14 protein-coding genes are annotated in these 16,010 nt (G+C 47.6%); 4 read left to right on the top strand and 10 right to left on the bottom strand.

Annotation, left to right across the window (positions count from 1 at the left end):
* Positions 1–111 precede the first annotated feature (111 nt).
* The 3 genes from OVA33_RS19730 to OVA33_RS19740 all read right to left on the bottom strand — a co-directional run bounded on the left by OVA33_RS19730 (position 112) and on the right by OVA33_RS19740 (position 2,579).
* A complete protein-coding gene (locus tag OVA33_RS19730) occupies positions 112–756 on the bottom strand; it encodes an SDR family oxidoreductase (protein WP_017417391.1) in 645 nt (214 codons plus the stop codon).
* 80 nt (positions 757–836) lie between these two features.
* Entirely contained in the window at positions 837–1,832 is a 996-nt protein-coding gene (gene lplJ / locus OVA33_RS19735) for a lipoate--protein ligase (RefSeq protein WP_017417390.1), read from the bottom strand.
* A 12-nt stretch (positions 1,833–1,844) separates the two neighbouring features.
* Positions 1,845–2,579: an MBL fold metallo-hydrolase gene (locus OVA33_RS19740; RefSeq protein ID WP_065180665.1), complete on the bottom strand. Its 735-nt coding sequence runs from the start codon at positions 2,577–2,579 to the stop codon at positions 1,845–1,847.
* Positions 2,580–2,748: 169 nt separating this feature from the next.
* On the opposite strand from OVA33_RS19740, the gene yhfH reads away from it, so the two are divergent.
* Both yhfH and OVA33_RS19750 read left to right on the top strand, forming a co-directional pair.
* Positions 2,749–2,871: a protein YhfH gene (gene yhfH, locus OVA33_RS19745; protein ID WP_370465857.1), complete on the top strand. Its 123-nt coding sequence runs from the start codon at positions 2,749–2,751 to the stop codon at positions 2,869–2,871.
* A gap of 234 nt (positions 2,872–3,105) precedes the next feature.
* On the top strand, positions 3,106–4,395 hold the full coding sequence (locus tag OVA33_RS19750; protein WP_007610442.1) for a glutamate/proton symporter GltT: 1,290 nt from the start codon (positions 3,106–3,108) through the stop codon (positions 4,393–4,395).
* Positions 4,396–4,432: 37 nt separating this feature from the next.
* Here the strand turns inward: OVA33_RS19750 and OVA33_RS19755 are convergent, their stop codons facing one another.
* On the bottom strand, positions 4,433–5,464 hold the full coding sequence (locus tag OVA33_RS19755) for a M42 family metallopeptidase (protein ID WP_204283013.1): 1,032 nt from the start codon (positions 5,462–5,464) through the stop codon (positions 4,433–4,435).
* Between the two features lie 131 nt (positions 5,465–5,595).
* Between OVA33_RS19755 and OVA33_RS19760 the strand changes: the two genes are divergently transcribed.
* Both OVA33_RS19760 and fabHB read left to right on the top strand, forming a co-directional pair.
* Entirely contained in the window at positions 5,596–5,799 is a 204-nt protein-coding gene (locus OVA33_RS19760; RefSeq protein ID WP_021494937.1) for a hypothetical protein, read from the top strand.
* A gap of 136 nt (positions 5,800–5,935) precedes the next feature.
* On the top strand, positions 5,936–6,913 hold the full coding sequence (fabHB, locus tag OVA33_RS19765; RefSeq protein ID WP_014417343.1) for a beta-ketoacyl-ACP synthase III FabHB: 978 nt from the start codon (positions 5,936–5,938) through the stop codon (positions 6,911–6,913).
* 49 nt (positions 6,914–6,962) lie between these two features.
* Here the strand turns inward: fabHB and OVA33_RS19770 are convergent, their stop codons facing one another.
* The 6 genes from OVA33_RS19770 to OVA33_RS19795 form a co-directional block, all read right to left on the bottom strand.
* Entirely contained in the window at positions 6,963–9,296 is a 2,334-nt protein-coding gene (locus tag OVA33_RS19770; RefSeq protein WP_017417387.1) for a YhgE/Pip domain-containing protein, read from the bottom strand.
* 74 nt (positions 9,297–9,370) lie between these two features.
* Positions 9,371–9,943, bottom strand: coding sequence for a TetR/AcrR family transcriptional regulator (locus OVA33_RS19775; protein ID WP_003155219.1), 573 nt, complete (start codon positions 9,941–9,943; stop codon positions 9,371–9,373).
* A 148-nt stretch (positions 9,944–10,091) separates the two neighbouring features.
* Positions 10,092–11,525 (bottom strand): protoporphyrinogen oxidase, encoded by a 1,434-nt coding sequence (gene hemY / locus OVA33_RS19780; protein WP_017417386.1) that lies wholly within the window; start codon positions 11,523–11,525, stop codon positions 10,092–10,094.
* 27 nt (positions 11,526–11,552) lie between these two features.
* Positions 11,553–12,488 carry a ferrochelatase gene (gene hemH, locus OVA33_RS19785; protein ID WP_017417385.1) on the bottom strand — a complete coding sequence of 312 codons (936 nt, stop codon included), beginning with the start codon at positions 12,486–12,488 and terminating at the stop codon, positions 11,553–11,555.
* A gap of 75 nt (positions 12,489–12,563) precedes the next feature.
* Positions 12,564–13,625, bottom strand: a complete 1,062-nt coding sequence (gene hemE, locus OVA33_RS19790; protein ID WP_025649553.1) for a uroporphyrinogen decarboxylase — start codon at positions 13,623–13,625, stop codon at positions 12,564–12,566.
* A gap of 123 nt (positions 13,626–13,748) precedes the next feature.
* Positions 13,749–15,890 (bottom strand): transglycosylase domain-containing protein, encoded by a 2,142-nt coding sequence (locus OVA33_RS19795; protein WP_017417383.1) that lies wholly within the window; start codon positions 15,888–15,890, stop codon positions 13,749–13,751.
* Positions 15,891–16,010 lie beyond the last annotated feature (120 nt).

The raw sequence follows: 16,010 nt of genomic DNA on the forward strand, positions 1-16,010 counted from the left end.
GTAATGAATGAATAGTCATTCATTTATCCGGAATAAACGTTCACTTTTATTATAGAAAAATATAGAAAAACACTCAAGGGCAAAAAGCCCCGAGTGCCGTAAAACCGGAAACTATAATTGTTTCAGCGCTTCACTGACCGGCGTGCCGCCCGCCGTCAGATCGAATGCTTTTTCATACGTATTCGGTTCATCAAGGGATGCGATAACGGTCTTGGCGACATCGTCTCTTGAAATGGAGCCTCTTTCTAAATCGGCCGCGGCTTTGATATTTCCCGTGCCGGGATCATTTAATAACCCGCCCGGCCGGATAATCGTATACGTCAGACCACTCGCTTCAAGAATTTTATCCGCATAATGCTTTGCGGCGTAATACGGCTTCAGCGCTTCATTCCAATTGCCGCGGTTATGAGCCTGAAGGGCGCTTACCATAATGAACCGCTTGATGCCGGCTTTCTTTGCCGCTTCTATCGCTTTCGCCGCTCCGTCAAGATCAATCAAAAGCGTCTTATCGTAGCCGGTGCTTCCTCCTGATCCGGCGGTAAACACAATCGCGTCACAGCCTTCGGCGGCTTTCGCGATGTCTTCCGGGCTTCCTTCCAAATCTGCAAGAACGGCTTCTGTTCCCGCGGCTTGAAGCGCTTCTTTCTGCTCTTGTTTCCGGACCATCGCCCGCAGCGTATGCGTGCCGTCTTTTTGAAACAGCCCGGTAAGCCGCTGTCCGATCTGTCCGTTTGCTCCGATGAGAAATACTTTCATCATGATCCCTCCCTATTCATTATGGTTCTATCATTTCACAAAAACGGGCGCTGATTCAAATCATGCGTTCGGCAAATGTTCTAATAAATCAGCTCGAGGAAATCTTCCAGCTCTATTTTGCCGAAATACTGTTTCAGATCGATTCCGGCCAGCGCCTCCCTGATAGCGGTTCGGTCATACTGTTTTCCGGTCAGTGCCTGTTCGACTTCACTCACATCTTTCGCACCGAAGAAATCACCGAAAATTTTGCAGTCCTGAATGATTCCTTTTTTCACTTCAAGACACAGATCAATCGATCCGACCGGATAACGTTTCGAATGCTGAAGATTAAATGCGGGCGACCTTCCGAAATTCCAGTCCCAGTTTTGATAGCGCTCTTCGGAAATCTTCCGGATCGCTTTCCAGTCTTCATCGGTCAGTTTATATTCCGGCACTTCGGAAAGATCATTTGTATTAAAAATATGGTGAAGCAGGTGCTTTTTGAATTCGTCCGCCGTCATTTTGTCATCAAGAAACTCGCTGATGTTGGCGACACGGCTTCTGATTGACTTAATGCCTTTTGATTCGATTTTGTCTTTTTTCACTTTCAAGGCTGACACGACATGATCAATGGCGGAATCCAGCATTAATGTTCCGTGGCTGAAAATACGCCCTTTCGTCGAAAATTGAGCGTTGCCGGAAATTTTTCTGCCGTCCGCGACGATGTCGTTTCGGCCGCTTAATTCAGCTTCCACACCGAGCTGGCGCAGCGCCTGAATAACGGGTTCGGTGAATTTTTTAAAATTGTGAAAGCTGTCGCCGTCATCCTTGGTGATAAAACTGAAATTCAGATTCCCGAGGTCATGGTAAACCGCACCGCCCCCTGACAGCCTGCGGACGACGATGATTCCGTTATCTTCTACGTATTTCGTATTGATTTCTTCTATTGTGTTTTGGTTCTTCCCGATGATAATCGAGGGCTGATTGACATAAAACAGCAGGTATGTCTGTTCAGGGTCGAGATGCTTCACGCAATATTCCTCGATCGCGAGGTTGATCCTCGGGTCGGTTATGTTTTGATTGTCGATAAATAACATGGTGCTCCTCCTTTATTTCTCCCACTTCAATCCGGAAGCGGCGATTGTCACTTCGCCCCCGAACACGGATTCCGCTTCTTCTTTCAGCTTCCGGTGCTCGCCGAAATGAGGCAGATGCGTGAGAATCAGCTCCCCCGCTCCGGCCTCCTTCGCGATACGTCCGGCTTCCAAACTGTTCATATGGCCGGCTGACGTGCCGTCCTGGTCTGCGTAAAAATTGCACTCACAGATCAGCAGATCGGCATTTTCCGCAAACGGGATAAACGCGTCCTGGTAGCTTGAATCAGCCGTATACACAACAGAAGCTGAACCGTCAGTAATCCGCATCGCATAACAAGTGACCGGATGCACCGTTTTCAGAAAGGTAATGGTGAACGGCCCGGCAGAAAGCGGGCGGTCCGGCTGATAGGCCGCTCCTTTTGTATGCGATTTATATGTAAGACGCTCAAACTGTTCTATATCAGCATCATGCCCGTAAATCGGCAGTGCATGCGTCCCTTTTCCGAGAAAGGAGCCGACCTGTTTGGCAAATTGAAGCGGCCCGATATCAGCGATGTGATCATGATGATAATGGGACAAAATGACGGCATCAAGCTCTTCTGCCGGAACATAGGCAAACAGCTTTGATAATACGGCGCTTCCGCAATCGACGAGCAGAGAATAGCCGCCGGACTGAAACAGATAGCCTGAAGTTGCTTCGTTTGCGGCCGGAAACCCGCCGCAGCATCCAATAACTGTAACTTTCATATAATCCTCCGAATGTTTATGATAAAAAGTTCCTTTCCTCCAATATACCTATTTTTCGTACAAATTGCATGTTTTAAACATTGTGCCAAAACAGCCGTTGATTTTCTCAAACTGTTATAATACAATGTAAAGACAAAACAATGAAAGAGGGATGGGTATGTTGGAAAAGATGTCGGATTTTTTCAGAAATTTACCCGGTAAGAAATGCGAAGAATGCGGAAATGAGATTGTTGAGCAGTATGAGTGTCACATTAATTTGTGTAATGACTGCTTGAAAATTAAGGATATGTGACAATAGGGCGCCGCACAATTCTAAGTTGTGCGGCGCCCGTTTTTTTCGTCCGTCATCATACTTTCTGAATAGGGCGTTATTCACCATTATTAGCAATTATCTGTACGTTTTAAAATATTCAGTATTTTCAATCTATATTTTTCTATAGACGGATTGTTTTCTTTTCTATTATAATTTGTTCTAATAGCTATCTTTTTAGATACTTATTGCACTTTTTTCTTCGGGAGGTAATCTATGAAAAAATTACGCTTTGGACTAGCGACGCAAATTTTCGTCGGACTCATACTAGGGGTTGTAGTCGGTGTCATCTGGTACGGCAATCCCGCCATTCCAACATATTTACAGCCTATCGGCGATTTGTTTTTACGCTTAATCAAAATGATAGTGATTCCAATTGTCGTCTCCAGCTTAATCATCGGCGTTGCCGGCGCGGGAAGCGGAAAACAAGTCGGAAAATTAGGCTTCAGAACGATTTTGTATTTTGAGATCATTACTACTTTTGCCATTATTCTCGGGCTGGCTTTGGCGAATCTGTTTCAGCCGGGGGCAGGCGTTAATATACATGAAGCTCAAAAGACAGATATCAGTCAATATGTTGAAACAGAAAAAGAACAAAGCGGCAAATCCGTTGCGGACACATTCCTGCATATCGTACCGACAAACTTCTTCCAATCATTGGCCGAAGGAGATCTGCTTGCCATCATCTGCTTTACCGTGCTGTTTGCACTCGGCATCTCGGCAATCGGTGAAAAAGGAAAGCCTGTCTTGGCCTTCTTTGAAGGTGTTTCTCATGCGATGTTCCATGTTGTGAACCTGGTCATGAAAGTTGCGCCGTTTGGTGTTTTTGCGTTGATTGGTGTTACCGTTTCCAAATTTGGGCTCAGTTCCCTGCTTTCACTCGGTAAACTGGTCGGTTTAGTATATGTAGCTTTGGCTTTCTTTCTCATTGTTGTATTCGGAATCGTCGGAAAGCTTGCCGGTTTAAACATTTTCAAATTCCTCGCCTATATGAAGGATGAAATTTTATTGGCGTTCAGTACGTCAAGCTCCGAAACCGTACTCCCCCGCATCATGGAGAAGATGGAGAAAATCGGCTGTCCGAAAGGTATTGTTTCCTTTGTTGTGCCGATCGGATATACCTTTAACTTAGACGGATCTGTGCTGTACCAATCAATCGCCGCTTTATTCCTCGCTCAGGTATACCACATTGACTTGACCATTTGGCAGCAGATTACCCTTGTGCTTGTCTTGATGGTCACTTCCAAAGGAATGGCTGCCGTGCCCGGGACTTCTTTCGTCGTCCTGCTTGCGACACTCGGCACAATCGGCGTTCCTGCAGAAGGCCTTGCATTCATCGCCGGTGTTGACCGGATTATGGACATGGCCCGTACGGTCGTCAATCTGACCGGAAACGCGCTGGCATCCGTTGTGATGTCAAAATGGGAAGGCCAGTATGATCCCGTTAAAGGCGCGAAGGTCATGAGCCTCGCCAAAACAGAACAAAACACAACCATCTCAGGTTAAAAAAACCCTGCACGGAATGATTTCCGCGCAGGTTTTTTTATGCCATCGGCGATAGAACGTACCGATGCAAAAGCTTTGCCGTATTAAGAAGCGATAATTCATGCGTGCGTTCAAAAGCGTGTGAAGCGTCAATTCCCGGGCCGATCAGCCCGTGGACGATGTCATGGCCCGAACGGATGGCTGCTGAGGCATCAGAACCGTAATACGGATAAATATCAAGCTGATAATCAATGCCATAGCGCTCCGCAAGCCCGGCCAGATGTTTTCTGAGCTGATAATGGTACGGGCCGCTCGCATCCTTCACGCAAATGGAGACAGTATATTCATCCGTAGACTGGCCGTCGCCGATCGCTCCCATATCAACAGCCAAGTATTCGACGGTTTCAGGAGGAATGTTGGAATTGCCGCCGTAGCCGATTTCTTCATTATTAGAAATCAGAAAATGCGTCGTATACGGAAGTTCGATTTTCTCTTCCGTGATACGGCGGATTAAATTCAGGAGCAGAGCCACGCTCGCTTTGTCATCAAGATGCCGGGACTTAATAAAGCCGCTCGGCGTAATCTGCACGCGCGGGTCAAATGAGATGAAATCGCCGACCCTGATGCCGAGATCGGACGTCTCTTCCTTCGTCCGGACAGGCTCATCAAGGCGGACTTCCATATTCTCCTGATTCCGCTCTGCCTTGCCGGCGTCCTTGTAGACGTGCACTGAAGTCTGATGCATTAAGATGGTGCCTGTATAGGTTTTGCCGGAAGAAGTTTGGATCTCGCAATATTCCCCTTCAATCGAGTTATATCGGAAGCCGCCGATCAAATCAATCTTCAGCCGGCCGTCCGCCTTTATCTCCTTTACCATCGCGCCGAGCGTATCGACATGCGCCGTCAGCAATCTGTGTTTCTTGTCATCACGGCCGGGAATTGTGACAAAAAGACCGCCTTTGCGGTTTCTGTAAGAGGAGACGCCCCATTCTTTTAAAAGACTTTCTGTATAGGCGATAACCTCGTATGTATTGCCCGTCGGACTCGGAATCGACACCAATTCTTTAATCAGTTCCATCGTATGTTTCATATTTTCCACAGGTCATTCCTCCTATCAATTTTATTCTTCTTAAAATATACTCTTTTGATCCATAACCCGTCCAATCTTTTCCTTCTCTTTTTTCATAGAATGAAGGGAGCATGAGCATAGGAGGGAAATGTATGATCAGCCGTAAACCGCACAAGCGGAAAAGATTTCATAATGATTGGTTTGAGGATTGGTTTGAGGATAATTGGTCTGGTGCAGCCTTCTGGGGCTGTAAAAAAGAAAAAGATCACTGTAAAAAGAAAAAAGAAGACCCTTGTAAAAAGAAGAAAGATAAAAAGAAGCATCATCATTCATGCTGCCGCTGCCGTCATTGGTAATCGTTCACACAAGCCCGTTTTACAAATAGATTCTCATGCTCCCCAAACAGCGGATGCTGCTTGGGTTTTTTTATTAAAATTAGTACCAAGTAATAATATCAGGTGTTATAATCTGATATAAAGGAGTGATTTTTTCATGTCAAAATCTAAAATTACAGCAATCGGTACATATGCTCCGGCACGCCGATTAACAAACGCGGATTTGGAGCGCATCGTCGATACATCTGATGAATGGATCGTCCAGCGCACCGGTATGAAGGAAAGACGCATTGCCGGCGAACATGAATTCACATCGGATTTGTGTGTGGAAGCGGTGAAAAATCTTGCAGAACGATACAGCGGAACTCTTGATGATGTCGATATGATCCTTGTCGCCACAACGACGGCGGACTATGCGTTTCCAAGCACCGCGGCACGCGTGCAGGCTTACTTCGGCTGGCCGCAAACGGGGGCGCTTGATATTAACGCCACATGCGCCGGACTCACTTACGGCCTTCAGCTCGCAGACGCATTAATTACCGCCGGTTCCCATCAAAAAGTGATTGTCATTGCCGGTGAAACATTATCAAAGGTAACGGATTATACTGACCGGACGACCTGTGTTCTTTTTGGAGACGCTGCTGGCGCCCTATTGGTGGAACGCGATGAATCAGCGCCGGGCTTTTTGGCAGCCGTGCAAGGAACAGCGGGAGGCAGCGCGGACGTGCTGTATCGCACGGGACTGAGCGCAGAATTAAACGGCGAGCCGCTTAAAGGCGGAGGAAACATGGTGCAAAACGGGCGCGAAGTATATAAATGGGCGGCCAGAACCGTGCCTGAGGAATGCAATGCCCTTTTAGAAAAAGCCGGCTTTTCAAAAGACGATCTGGATTGGTTCGTTCCTCACAGCGCCAACATGCGGATGATCGAATCCATCTGTGAAAAACTGCCCTTCCCGCTTGAACGGACATTGACAAGCGTTGAATATTACGGCAACACTTCATCGGTTTCTATTATTCTCGCTTTGGATGAAGCTGTGAAAGCAAAAAAACTGTCGGAAGGCCAGACGCTGGTATTGTTCGGGTTCGGCGGCGGATTGACGTATACCGGACTGTTGGTGAGATGGGGATTTTAATCGAAATCAAAAAAAGAGGCCCTGACCATCTGCTCAGCGCCTCTTTTTCTTATGCTGTTATTTCTTCTTCCGTTTTGTGTTCTTTTTTGCTTTGCACCGTAAAATACACGATGGTCAGCGCGATCATGACAACGGCGATGCCCAACAGAATGGATGCCTGCTGCCACATATAGCCGTAATCGCCATTTGAAATGACGGCACGGAACCCGTTGATGCTGTAAGTCATCGGCAGTGCCCCGTGAATCACTTGATAGAATCCCGGCAAGAGTTCAAGCGGGAAGGTTCCTCCGCTTGCCCCGAGCTGGAGCACTAGAATGATGACAGCGATAAAGCGTCCCGGATTTCCCATCGTTGTCGCCAATAATTGAATCATCGACAGGAACGCGATGCTGGTAATCATCGTAAAGAGATAGAATCTCCAAGTGCTTTCCACATCAAGCCCGATTCCTTTTAACAGAACCGTGGCGACTATTACGGATTGAATCAGTCCGACGAGCAGAATGACGCTGAATTTGCTTAGGAACCATTCAAAACCGTTTCTCGGACGCCCTGAAGCTTCACTCAGAGGGAATACGACCGTCAGCATCAATCCGCCGACATACAAGCCCATAGAGAGAATATAAGGCGTCAGTCCGGTACCGTAGTTAGGCACGGAATGAATCGCGTTATCGTCCGTTTTTACCGGATCGGCAAACATGCTGTACGTTTTGTCATCCGTCTTAATGTCCCCGGTTTGATCAGCCGCATCTTTCAGCTGGCTGGACAATTGCCCGGTGCCGTCTAAAAGCTTGCTTAAACCGGTGCCGAGAGACGCTTGACCCTGCTCAATTTTGGACGAGCCGTCATGGATTTTGTTTTGCGCGTCCAGCAGTTTCGTTAAGCCGCCAGACACCTGGCCGCTCCCTGACACTAACGCTTCTGATCCTGATTTAAGCTGTCCGAACTTGCTGTTGTATTCGCCGATGCCGGCCGTCAGTTTGTTTTGGCTTTCAAAGACGGTCTGCGCTCCGCTGTACAATTTATCAGTTCCGGCCGTCAGCTGGTTAATCGCGTCTTGTACCGCCGCCGCGCCGTTATACAGTTTCGATGTGGACTGAGGCAGTGCTTTCAGCTGATCAGCCTTCGCTTTTACATCTGCCAGCGCGCTTTTTATGACTGACATATCCGGAAGCTGGATATCTCCGCCGGACGGAAGCTGGCTGACGATATTGTCTAAATCCGGAAGGTCAGCCTTCGGAAGCTTCTCATTCAGTAGCTGAACAAGTTTCGCTTTTTGCTCATCCGTTAAGAAATCACTGTCCTTAATCACCTTTTTGACCGCGTCATCCCGGGCATCCAGGTTGTTTTTCAGATCAGAAAGCTTCTTCTTAAACTGCTGCAGGTCCTTTTCAGTCTGCTCGAGCTGCCCAACCGCGTTTTCAATGTCTGACAGGTTGACTGAATTGATCGCATCTTCAAATGCCGCCGCTTTTTGCGACACTTCCTGCGCCTTGCTGTTTAACGCGCTTAATCCATTCGTTAAATCCGGAAGCTTTTGCTGAAGCTGCTTTTGTGCGTCAAGGCTCGTTTTCAGCCCGCTGGCCACTTGGCCTCCTCCTGAAGCAATCTGTCCTGATTTATCTTGAATTTCGGCGCTTGCGCTCTGAAGTTTTGCGATAGAGCTGTCAAGCGTTTGAATTCCGCTTGTCACTTTCGCCGCTCCGTCTGCAAGCTGCTGTGTTTTATCGCTGATGGTGGCGGTGCTTTCAGTAAGCTTCGCTAAATTTTCCTTCAGCTTGGCGCTGCCGTCTTTCGCGTTTTTCGTGCCGTCGTCTATTTTCTTGGCTCCGCTGCTGGCTTTGCCGAGCCCTTTGGCAATATCTTTAAAGTTATCAAAAATGACTTTTGCGTATTGCTCTGTCACTTCTTTCGACACGGAGGCTTTCAGTTTGTCGATCGCCTTTTCCCCGATTGTCGCGCCGACATAGTTTGATCCGGCATTCGTATGATATTTCAGATCCAGCTTCTTCGGATTTTTATCCATTACCGTGCTGGCGTTTTTCGAAAAATCTTCAGGAATCTCGACCAATAAATAATATTTAGCATTTAATAAGTCCTTTAACGATTGATCAAGATCGCTTGAAAAATGCCAATCAAAATTATCATTTTTCTTTAACTCTTTCACAAGATCGTCACCGATCTGAAGATGTTTCCCTTCGTAGTCCGCCCCTTTATCCTGGTTGACAACGACAACCGGCAGCTGATCCACCGTGCCGTACGGGTCCCAGTACGCCTTCAAAAACACTCCGCTGTAGATCAGCGGAACGAATAATATGGCAATGATGGGGATTAACAGTTTCTTGTTCGTTACAATGTCTTTCCACTGGCTTTTTATTGTATTCAACCCTGTTGCCTCCTTCCGCAAACTGACTCATTTGACAAAACGGTCACGGCACCTAAAAAGTGAAGGATCATCTATTATTTAGATAATCCTTGACCAACATACATTTCCAGCAATTCGGCGATCGTCTCTTTTTCAAGAGGCGGATGGTTTTTTTCCCAGTCAAATATCAGCGCGATGTAGAGCTTGAGCATCACAAAAGCGGTCAGTTCCGGATCACACGGTTTAATGCTTCCGTTTTCAATGGCTGTTTCTATCTTTTCTTTAATGTATGACAGAATGGCCCGCTCCATTTTCGCAATGACATCCTGAACGGCTATTGTACCAATCTCGGCGTTCTCCTGAAAAATTTTAATAGTCAGCTGGTGTGTTTTTCTGAATTCCAAAATCGCGACAAGCGCCCGGTGGACATTTTCGTGAAATGAAAGCTCCGGTTTCATCGCTTCGTCTGCGTGTTCCTTCATTTCTCTTAAAATAGTGGTGAAAATATCATCAAACAGTTCTTCTTTGTTTTTGAAAAACGTGTAGATGGTTCCCTTCCCCACATTTGCAAGCTTTGCCACCAGATCCATTGTCGTTGCTTTGTAGCCGAATTGTGTAAAAGACTTCGTTGCCGCTTCCAGAATGAGCTTTTTCCGATCGACGGACATGTTTCCCACCTCGTTAAATTGACCGTTTGAACGTTTTAGTCATTTTGTACATAAGATAACTTATCACAGTCGCAAAGAAGATTCAAATGTTTTTTCTCTTTATTGGTGTTCCCTTTACAGAACGGGAACATGCAAAAAAACCTCCGTTTTACGATAACGGAGGCTGGTACGTTTCAAATAAATAAGCCAGTGAATCATATACGGCGGCTTTTCCCTGGTCGATACAGTCGGGGATGCCCACCCCTTCGAAAGATGCGCCCGTCGCGTATACGCCCGGATAGGAAGCTTTCAGCGCATCTCTGAACTCTTTGATGCGCTCCTTATGGCCGACATGGTATTGCGGCATGCTTTCGTTCCAGCGGGTCACACAGGTCATTTCCGGTTCGCCATTCATTTTCATTACTTTTTTCAAATCTTCCATTACGATTTTAATGATCTCGTTATCTGAAAGATCTACGATGGATTCATCTCCGGCCTTTCCGACGTACGCCCTGAGAAGCGTTTTGCCCTCCGGCGCCGCGTGCGGCCATTTTTTATTCGTCCATGTGCAGGCCGTGATGGAGAAGTCGCTGTTTCTAGAGATAACGAAGCCCGTACCTTCATGCTCCATCTTGACGGCTCCCTCAGGAAAACCTAAGGCGACGTTGGCAACGGACGTAGAATGCATGTCTTTGAGACATGAAACCGCCGGCAGATCAGAAAGCATTTTCGCCGCGGCTTTATGCGGGGCTGTCACTATGCATCCTTCCGCATAGAGCACTTTGCCGTTATCAAGCGTCACGGAATATCCTTTCTCCTCGCGGCCGATATGGGTGACTTTCGTTCCTTTCATCACCTTTGTCAGCGTAAGCTGCTTTTCCAGCTCCTCCACCAACGTTTGAAGCCCTGTCGTCAGCGTTAAAAACTGGCCCTGCTTTTTGGCCGTCAGCTGCTGTCCCGAAGGCTGCGGACGCGATTTTTTCATACCGAGAATCAGGCTTCTGTGCTTTTGCTCAGTCTGATAGAATTGCGGAAACGTGGACATGAGGCTCAGCTTATCAATATCTCCGGCATAAATCCCTGATAATAGCGGTTCTATTAAATTCTCAACGACTTCGTCACCGACGCGTCTGCGGAAAAATTCACCCAGAGACTGATCTTCCTTCGGTTTGCTCGCAGGCAGGACAAAGTCAAGCGCCGCCCGCGCTTTTCCGGGAACAGAAAATAAACCGGTGGAGATGAACGGAGCGATTTTGGTCGGAATGCCCATCACCGCGCCCTTCGGCATCGGATGAAGCGTCTCGTTGACGAGCACGTAAGACTGTCCGGTCGCATTGTTGACGAGCAGATGCTCAAGCCCCAAATCCTTGACGAGCTGCGGCGCGCTTTTTTTCCTTTCCAAAAAAGAATCCGGGCCCCGCTCAATGATGTAGCCGTCTTTATGCGCCGTCTGAATTTTGCCGCCGGCTCTCGGGCCTGCTTCGATCAAGGTGACCTCAAGCGGCAGATGTTTTTCTTTGATTTCTTTTTCCATGTAGAAGGCGGCGGCTAATCCCGTTATGCCGCCGCCGATGATGACCAGATGTTTTTTATCGCCACTCATTTTTATCGCCTTCTTTACCGTTTAATTCTACTTGTCCAGCTCTTTCAGCACGACCGCTGCAAGCGCGTCGATAAATTCAGGCTGTGCGTTCGGCATGGCCGGACGATAGTAGCTTGCGCCGACTTCTTCAGTCACAGCTTTGCATTCATAATCATTATCGTAAAGCACCTCTAAATGATCGGCAACGAAGCCTGCAGGCACGTATACAAATGCTTTATAAGGATGCTTTTGATACAGCTCGCGCGTGAGATCCTGCACATCCGGCCCGAGCCACGGATCAGGGGTGTTCCCTTCGCTTTGCCAGCCGACTGCGTATTCGGTAATTCCGGCGCCTTCGGCAATCAGTTTTGCGGATTCCTCCAGCTGGTCAGGATACGGATCGCCGTATTCTTTAATTTTTTCAGGAAGGCTGTGCGCTGAGACGATCAGCATCGCGTCATCCCGTTCTTCTTTCGGCATTGATTCATACGTTTTCTTCACCTGGCCGACCCAATAATCAACGAATTTCGGTTCATCATACCAGCTTTCAACGGACTTGATGGTCAAGCCGCCGAGCTTCTCCGCTTCTTCTTTCGCGCGTTTGTTGTATGACTGGACGCTGAATGTTGAAAAATGAGGGGCGAGCACAAGGCTGACAGCTTCTGTAATGCCGTCTTTATGCATGTCCGCCACCGCGTCTTCAATAAACGGTTCAATATGTTTTAATCCGATGTACACTTTGAATGTTACATCATCCTGGATTTCATTTAAACGCTGTGCGAGCTTCTCCGCCTGCTCCTGCGTGATTTTCGCCAGCGGAGAAATGCCTCCGATCGCTTCATATCTGTCTTTTAAATCTTGAAGCATATGAGGCTCCGGCTTTCTTCCGCGTCTGATATGCGTATAATAACGTTCTATGTCCTCTTCTTTGTAAGGCGTTCCGTAAGCCATGACAAGAAGTCCCATTTTCTTTTTGCTGCTCATTTTGTTAAACACCTCTTTTGATGGTCTGTCTACCTTGATTTTGACAGGAAAATCTACTTATAACCAACGATCTGCTCAGGAAGATTGTTCCGTTTTTTTGGCAGCGGAATATTCATGTACAAACGCCGTCAGCTTTTTCAGCGTTTCCGGATTGACATCAGGGAATACGCCGTGCCCTAAATTGAAAATAAACCCGTCCGCTTTCATGCCTTGATCAAGTATCGCTTTCGCTTTTTTCTCGATGACTTCCCAAGGCGCAAGAAGAAGCGACGGATCAAGATTGCCCTGAACCGTTTTTGTAATGCCTTGTTTTCTGGCGTCATCTATGCCGAGTCTCCAATCAAGACCGACGACATCAAGAGGAAGGTCATGCCAATCCCCGGCCAGGTGGCTTGCGCCTACGCCGAACATGATCAGCGGAACTTGTTCTGCAGAAAGCTCCCGGAAAATTCTGTCCATCACCGGTTTTATAAACTGCCGGTAATCTTCGCGGTTCAGCGCGCCGACCCATGAATCAAAAATCTGAATGGTTTTTGCGCCGGCGTTAATCTGCGCTTTCGCATAAACGATAATCATGTCCGCGAGCTTGTCCATCAGCATTTGCCACGCTTGCGGCATACTGTGCATAAACGCTTTTGTTTTGTTGTAATTTTTAGAAGGCCCGCCTTCAATCATATAACTGGCCAGCGTAAAAGGCGCTCCCGAAAAACCGATGAGCGGAACATTCAGCTGTTCGTTTACGAGTAATCGGATCGTTTCCAGCACGTAAGGAACATCCTGTTCGGGATTCAGTTCGCCGAGCTTTTCAATATCCGCAGCAGAGCGCACCGGCTGATCGATCACCGGGCCGATTCCGTTTTTTATTTCAACATCCACTCCGATATAAGGAAGCGGCGTCATAATGTCTTTATATAAAATGGCAGCGTCCACTCCGTACTGCTCGACCGGGAGCCTCGTCACATACGCGCACAGCTCGGGCTGATGCGTAATTTCGACTAAGCCGTACTTTTCCTTCAGCTTGCGGTATTCCGGCTGCGACCTCCCCGCCTGTCTCATGTACCAGACAGGGACGTGATTTGTCTTTTCTCCCCGTGCCGCTTTTAAAAACGTATCATTAAACGCTTCTCGTTTACTCATCTGAATTTCCACCTTTCCTCCTGCAACCATACGTTCGTGTTCTTCGCCCATTACACTATACCTTGTTTTTTCAAAAGCGTATAGAATTGAGGCTTAATGTTCAAAAAATCGCCGAATTCATGATTAAGAAGAAAAAAGCTTCGGCTGAACGTATTCCGTTCCCTCTCCTTCTTGATCCGTCTGTGAATTATATGGAACGACTTTGTATGAAGCCCCTGAAAACAGATTGGCGTACGGTATGTCAAAGCTGCCTTTTCCTTTCACCGAATCCAGAAGCTTGTCTTTTCCGTCTTTCTTCTCATATATTCGGTAAACAACCCGATCATCCTTTTGAATATCCCATTTTAATTGAACCGTAATCAGTCCCATCGCCTTAAATGTATAACGGGCCGACAGGGACTTTACCGCCTCCAGCTCAATCGGGCTGCCCAGTTCCTTCACATTTTCAGGCTTTTTGAATGTCCGGCCGTTTTCCCCCGCTTTTGTAACGATATCTTTAAAGAGTCTGACCGGGTATTGGCTTCCGCCTTTCAGGTAATGGGTTTTATCCGTTTTGTCATAGCCCATCCAGACGGCTCCCGTCAGTCCGGGAGTGTATCCCGCAAACCAGGCGTCCTTTGTCGCGCCGGGGACGCCGGTAAATGTGGTCGTGCCGGTTTTCCCCGCCAGGTCACCTTGATAGCTGCCTTGTGAAGCGGTTCCTTCTTTTACGACCTGCTGAAGCATTCTCGTCATATTCCATGCCGTCTGTCCGCTGAAGACGCGCGTTTTGCCGTTTTTAGGCCCGGACAACGTTTCTCCGTCTTCGTCCGTGATTTTCTCTATAAAAAATGGCTTCGTATACATTCCGCTTGCCGCAAAGGTATGATAAGCTCCGGCAAGCTGAAGCGGGGTGACGCCTTCAGACAGACCGCCCAGCGCAATCGCGAGTCCGTTGTCAGAAATGTTTATACCGTTTTTCTCAAGATACGATTTTCCCGTATCTACGCCGATCTGCTTCAATGTCCAGACAGCGGGCGCATTTATGCTGTAAGTGATCGCATCCTGCATCGTCACTTCCCCCTTGTACTGTCCGTCATAATTTTTCGGTTCATACCCGTCGTAGGACGTGAGTTTGTCTTGGAGAAGCGAATACGGTTTGAACTTGTCTTCCTGCATGGCGGGACCGTATACGGCAATCGGCTTAAACGTTGAGCCCGGCTGCCGCTTCGCCGTAACCCTGTTGTATCCTTTTGTCACGTAGTCGCGTCCGCCGACCGCCGCGCGCACGCCTCCGGTTTTATTATCAATAAAGACGGCGCTTCCCTCTGCCGCTTGATCCGTCCCCGGAAAATAGCCGCTTTCCTTCATGAGGGTGTATGCCGTTTTCTGCAGCTTGGAATCAAGTGACGTCCGGATCGTATAGCCGCCTTGAAGCAGCTGTTCACCCGACATCGAATAACGGGATTCCGCCTCCTTGATGACAAGATCGATATAACTGTCAAACCAAGGCGTTTCTGATGTTTTCTTGACATGAAGCCCCAATGTCCGGCCCTGGGCTCTGACGGCTTCCTTGGCGCTGATATAGCCTTGGTCGTTCATCATTGCAAGAATCGTATCGCGGCGTTCTTTATTTTTATCCGGATGCTGAATCGGCGAATAAAGAGATGGCGCCTTCGGAATCGCTGCCAGAACGGCTCCTTCCGCAACGGTTAAATCTTTTACTTCTTTATTAAAGTAGTAGTGGGACGCGGCTTGAATGCCGTAAACGCCATGGCCGAAATAAAGCTGGTTCAGGTACATTTCAAGCAGCTTGTCCTTGCTGTAATCACGCTCAAGATTGATGGCGATAATGACTTCCTTCGTCTTGCGCAAAAATGTTTTATCATGAGTCAGAAAAATGTTTTTCGCCAGCTGCTGGGTGATCGTGCTTCCGCCTTCCACCTTGCCGCCTGCTAAAACATCCCGGAACACCGCCCGGCCGACAGACTTCACATCAATGCCGTGATGTTCGTAAAACCGTTTATCTTCAACGGCGATAAAGGCATCTCTCACATCTTCCGGAACCTGCTGAATGGATACCGGCTCGCGATTTTCCGTATAGAGGCTCGCGATTTCATCACCGTTTTGATCGACGATTTTTGAAGATGCGTGCAGTATTAATTTCTTTTCATCGATGACATAATGGCCGAGAAATATAATGATAATGTATCCGATTAACGCGAGAAAAGCGGTTGCCGCCGCAATTACAGCCGGAATAAAGAATCTTTTTTTCTTTTTCAGCATAAGTCACCTCGCCTTTCTTAACTTGTAGTATGGGAAATATTGTTTCGAATTATGTCAGAATGAGTCGCCAATAGAAACTTATACCACTCTTTTGATATACTAGCAAGCAGGAGGTGGCTG

The organism is Bacillus sp. KICET-1 (assembly GCF_027721405.1).
In the GTDB taxonomy this organism is placed as follows: domain Bacteria; phylum Bacillota; class Bacilli; order Bacillales; family Bacillaceae; genus Bacillus; species Bacillus velezensis.

Bases quoted from the DNA above. Each gene is read 5' to 3' on its own strand.
- OVA33_RS19750 (WP_007610442.1), top strand. From the start codon at position 3,106: ATGAAAAAATTACGCTTTGGACTAGCGACGCAAATTTTCGTCGGACTC.
- hemY (WP_017417386.1), bottom strand. From the start codon at position 11,525: ATGAGTGGCGATAAAAAACATCTGGTCATCATCGGCGGCGGCATAACG.
- hemE (WP_025649553.1), bottom strand. From the start codon at position 13,625: ATGAGTAAACGAGAAGCGTTTAATGATACGTTTTTAAAAGCGGCACGG.
- hemH (WP_017417385.1), bottom strand. From the start codon at position 12,488: ATGAGCAGCAAAAAGAAAATGGGACTTCTTGTCATGGCTTACGGAACG.
- OVA33_RS19795 (WP_017417383.1), bottom strand. From the start codon at position 15,890: ATGCTGAAAAAGAAAAAAAGATTCTTTATTCCGGCTGTAATTGCGGCG.
- fabHB (WP_014417343.1), top strand. From the start codon at position 5,936: ATGTCAAAATCTAAAATTACAGCAATCGGTACATATGCTCCGGCACGC.
- OVA33_RS19740 (WP_065180665.1), bottom strand. From the start codon at position 2,579: ATGAAAGTTACAGTTATTGGATGCTGCGGCGGGTTTCCGGCCGCAAAC.
- OVA33_RS19755 (WP_204283013.1), bottom strand. From the start codon at position 5,464: ATGAAACATACGATGGAACTGATTAAAGAATTGGTGTCGATTCCGAGT.
- OVA33_RS19775 (WP_003155219.1), bottom strand. From the start codon at position 9,943: ATGTCCGTCGATCGGAAAAAGCTCATTCTGGAAGCGGCAACGAAGTCT.
- OVA33_RS19760 (WP_021494937.1), top strand. From the start codon at position 5,596: ATGATCAGCCGTAAACCGCACAAGCGGAAAAGATTTCATAATGATTGG.
- lplJ (WP_017417390.1), bottom strand. From the start codon at position 1,832: ATGTTATTTATCGACAATCAAAACATAACCGACCCGAGGATCAACCTC.
- OVA33_RS19730 (WP_017417391.1), bottom strand. From the start codon at position 756: ATGAAAGTATTTCTCATCGGAGCAAACGGACAGATCGGACAGCGGCTT.
- yhfH (WP_370465857.1), top strand. From the start codon at position 2,749: ATGTCGGATTTTTTCAGAAATTTACCCGGTAAGAAATGCGAAGAATGC.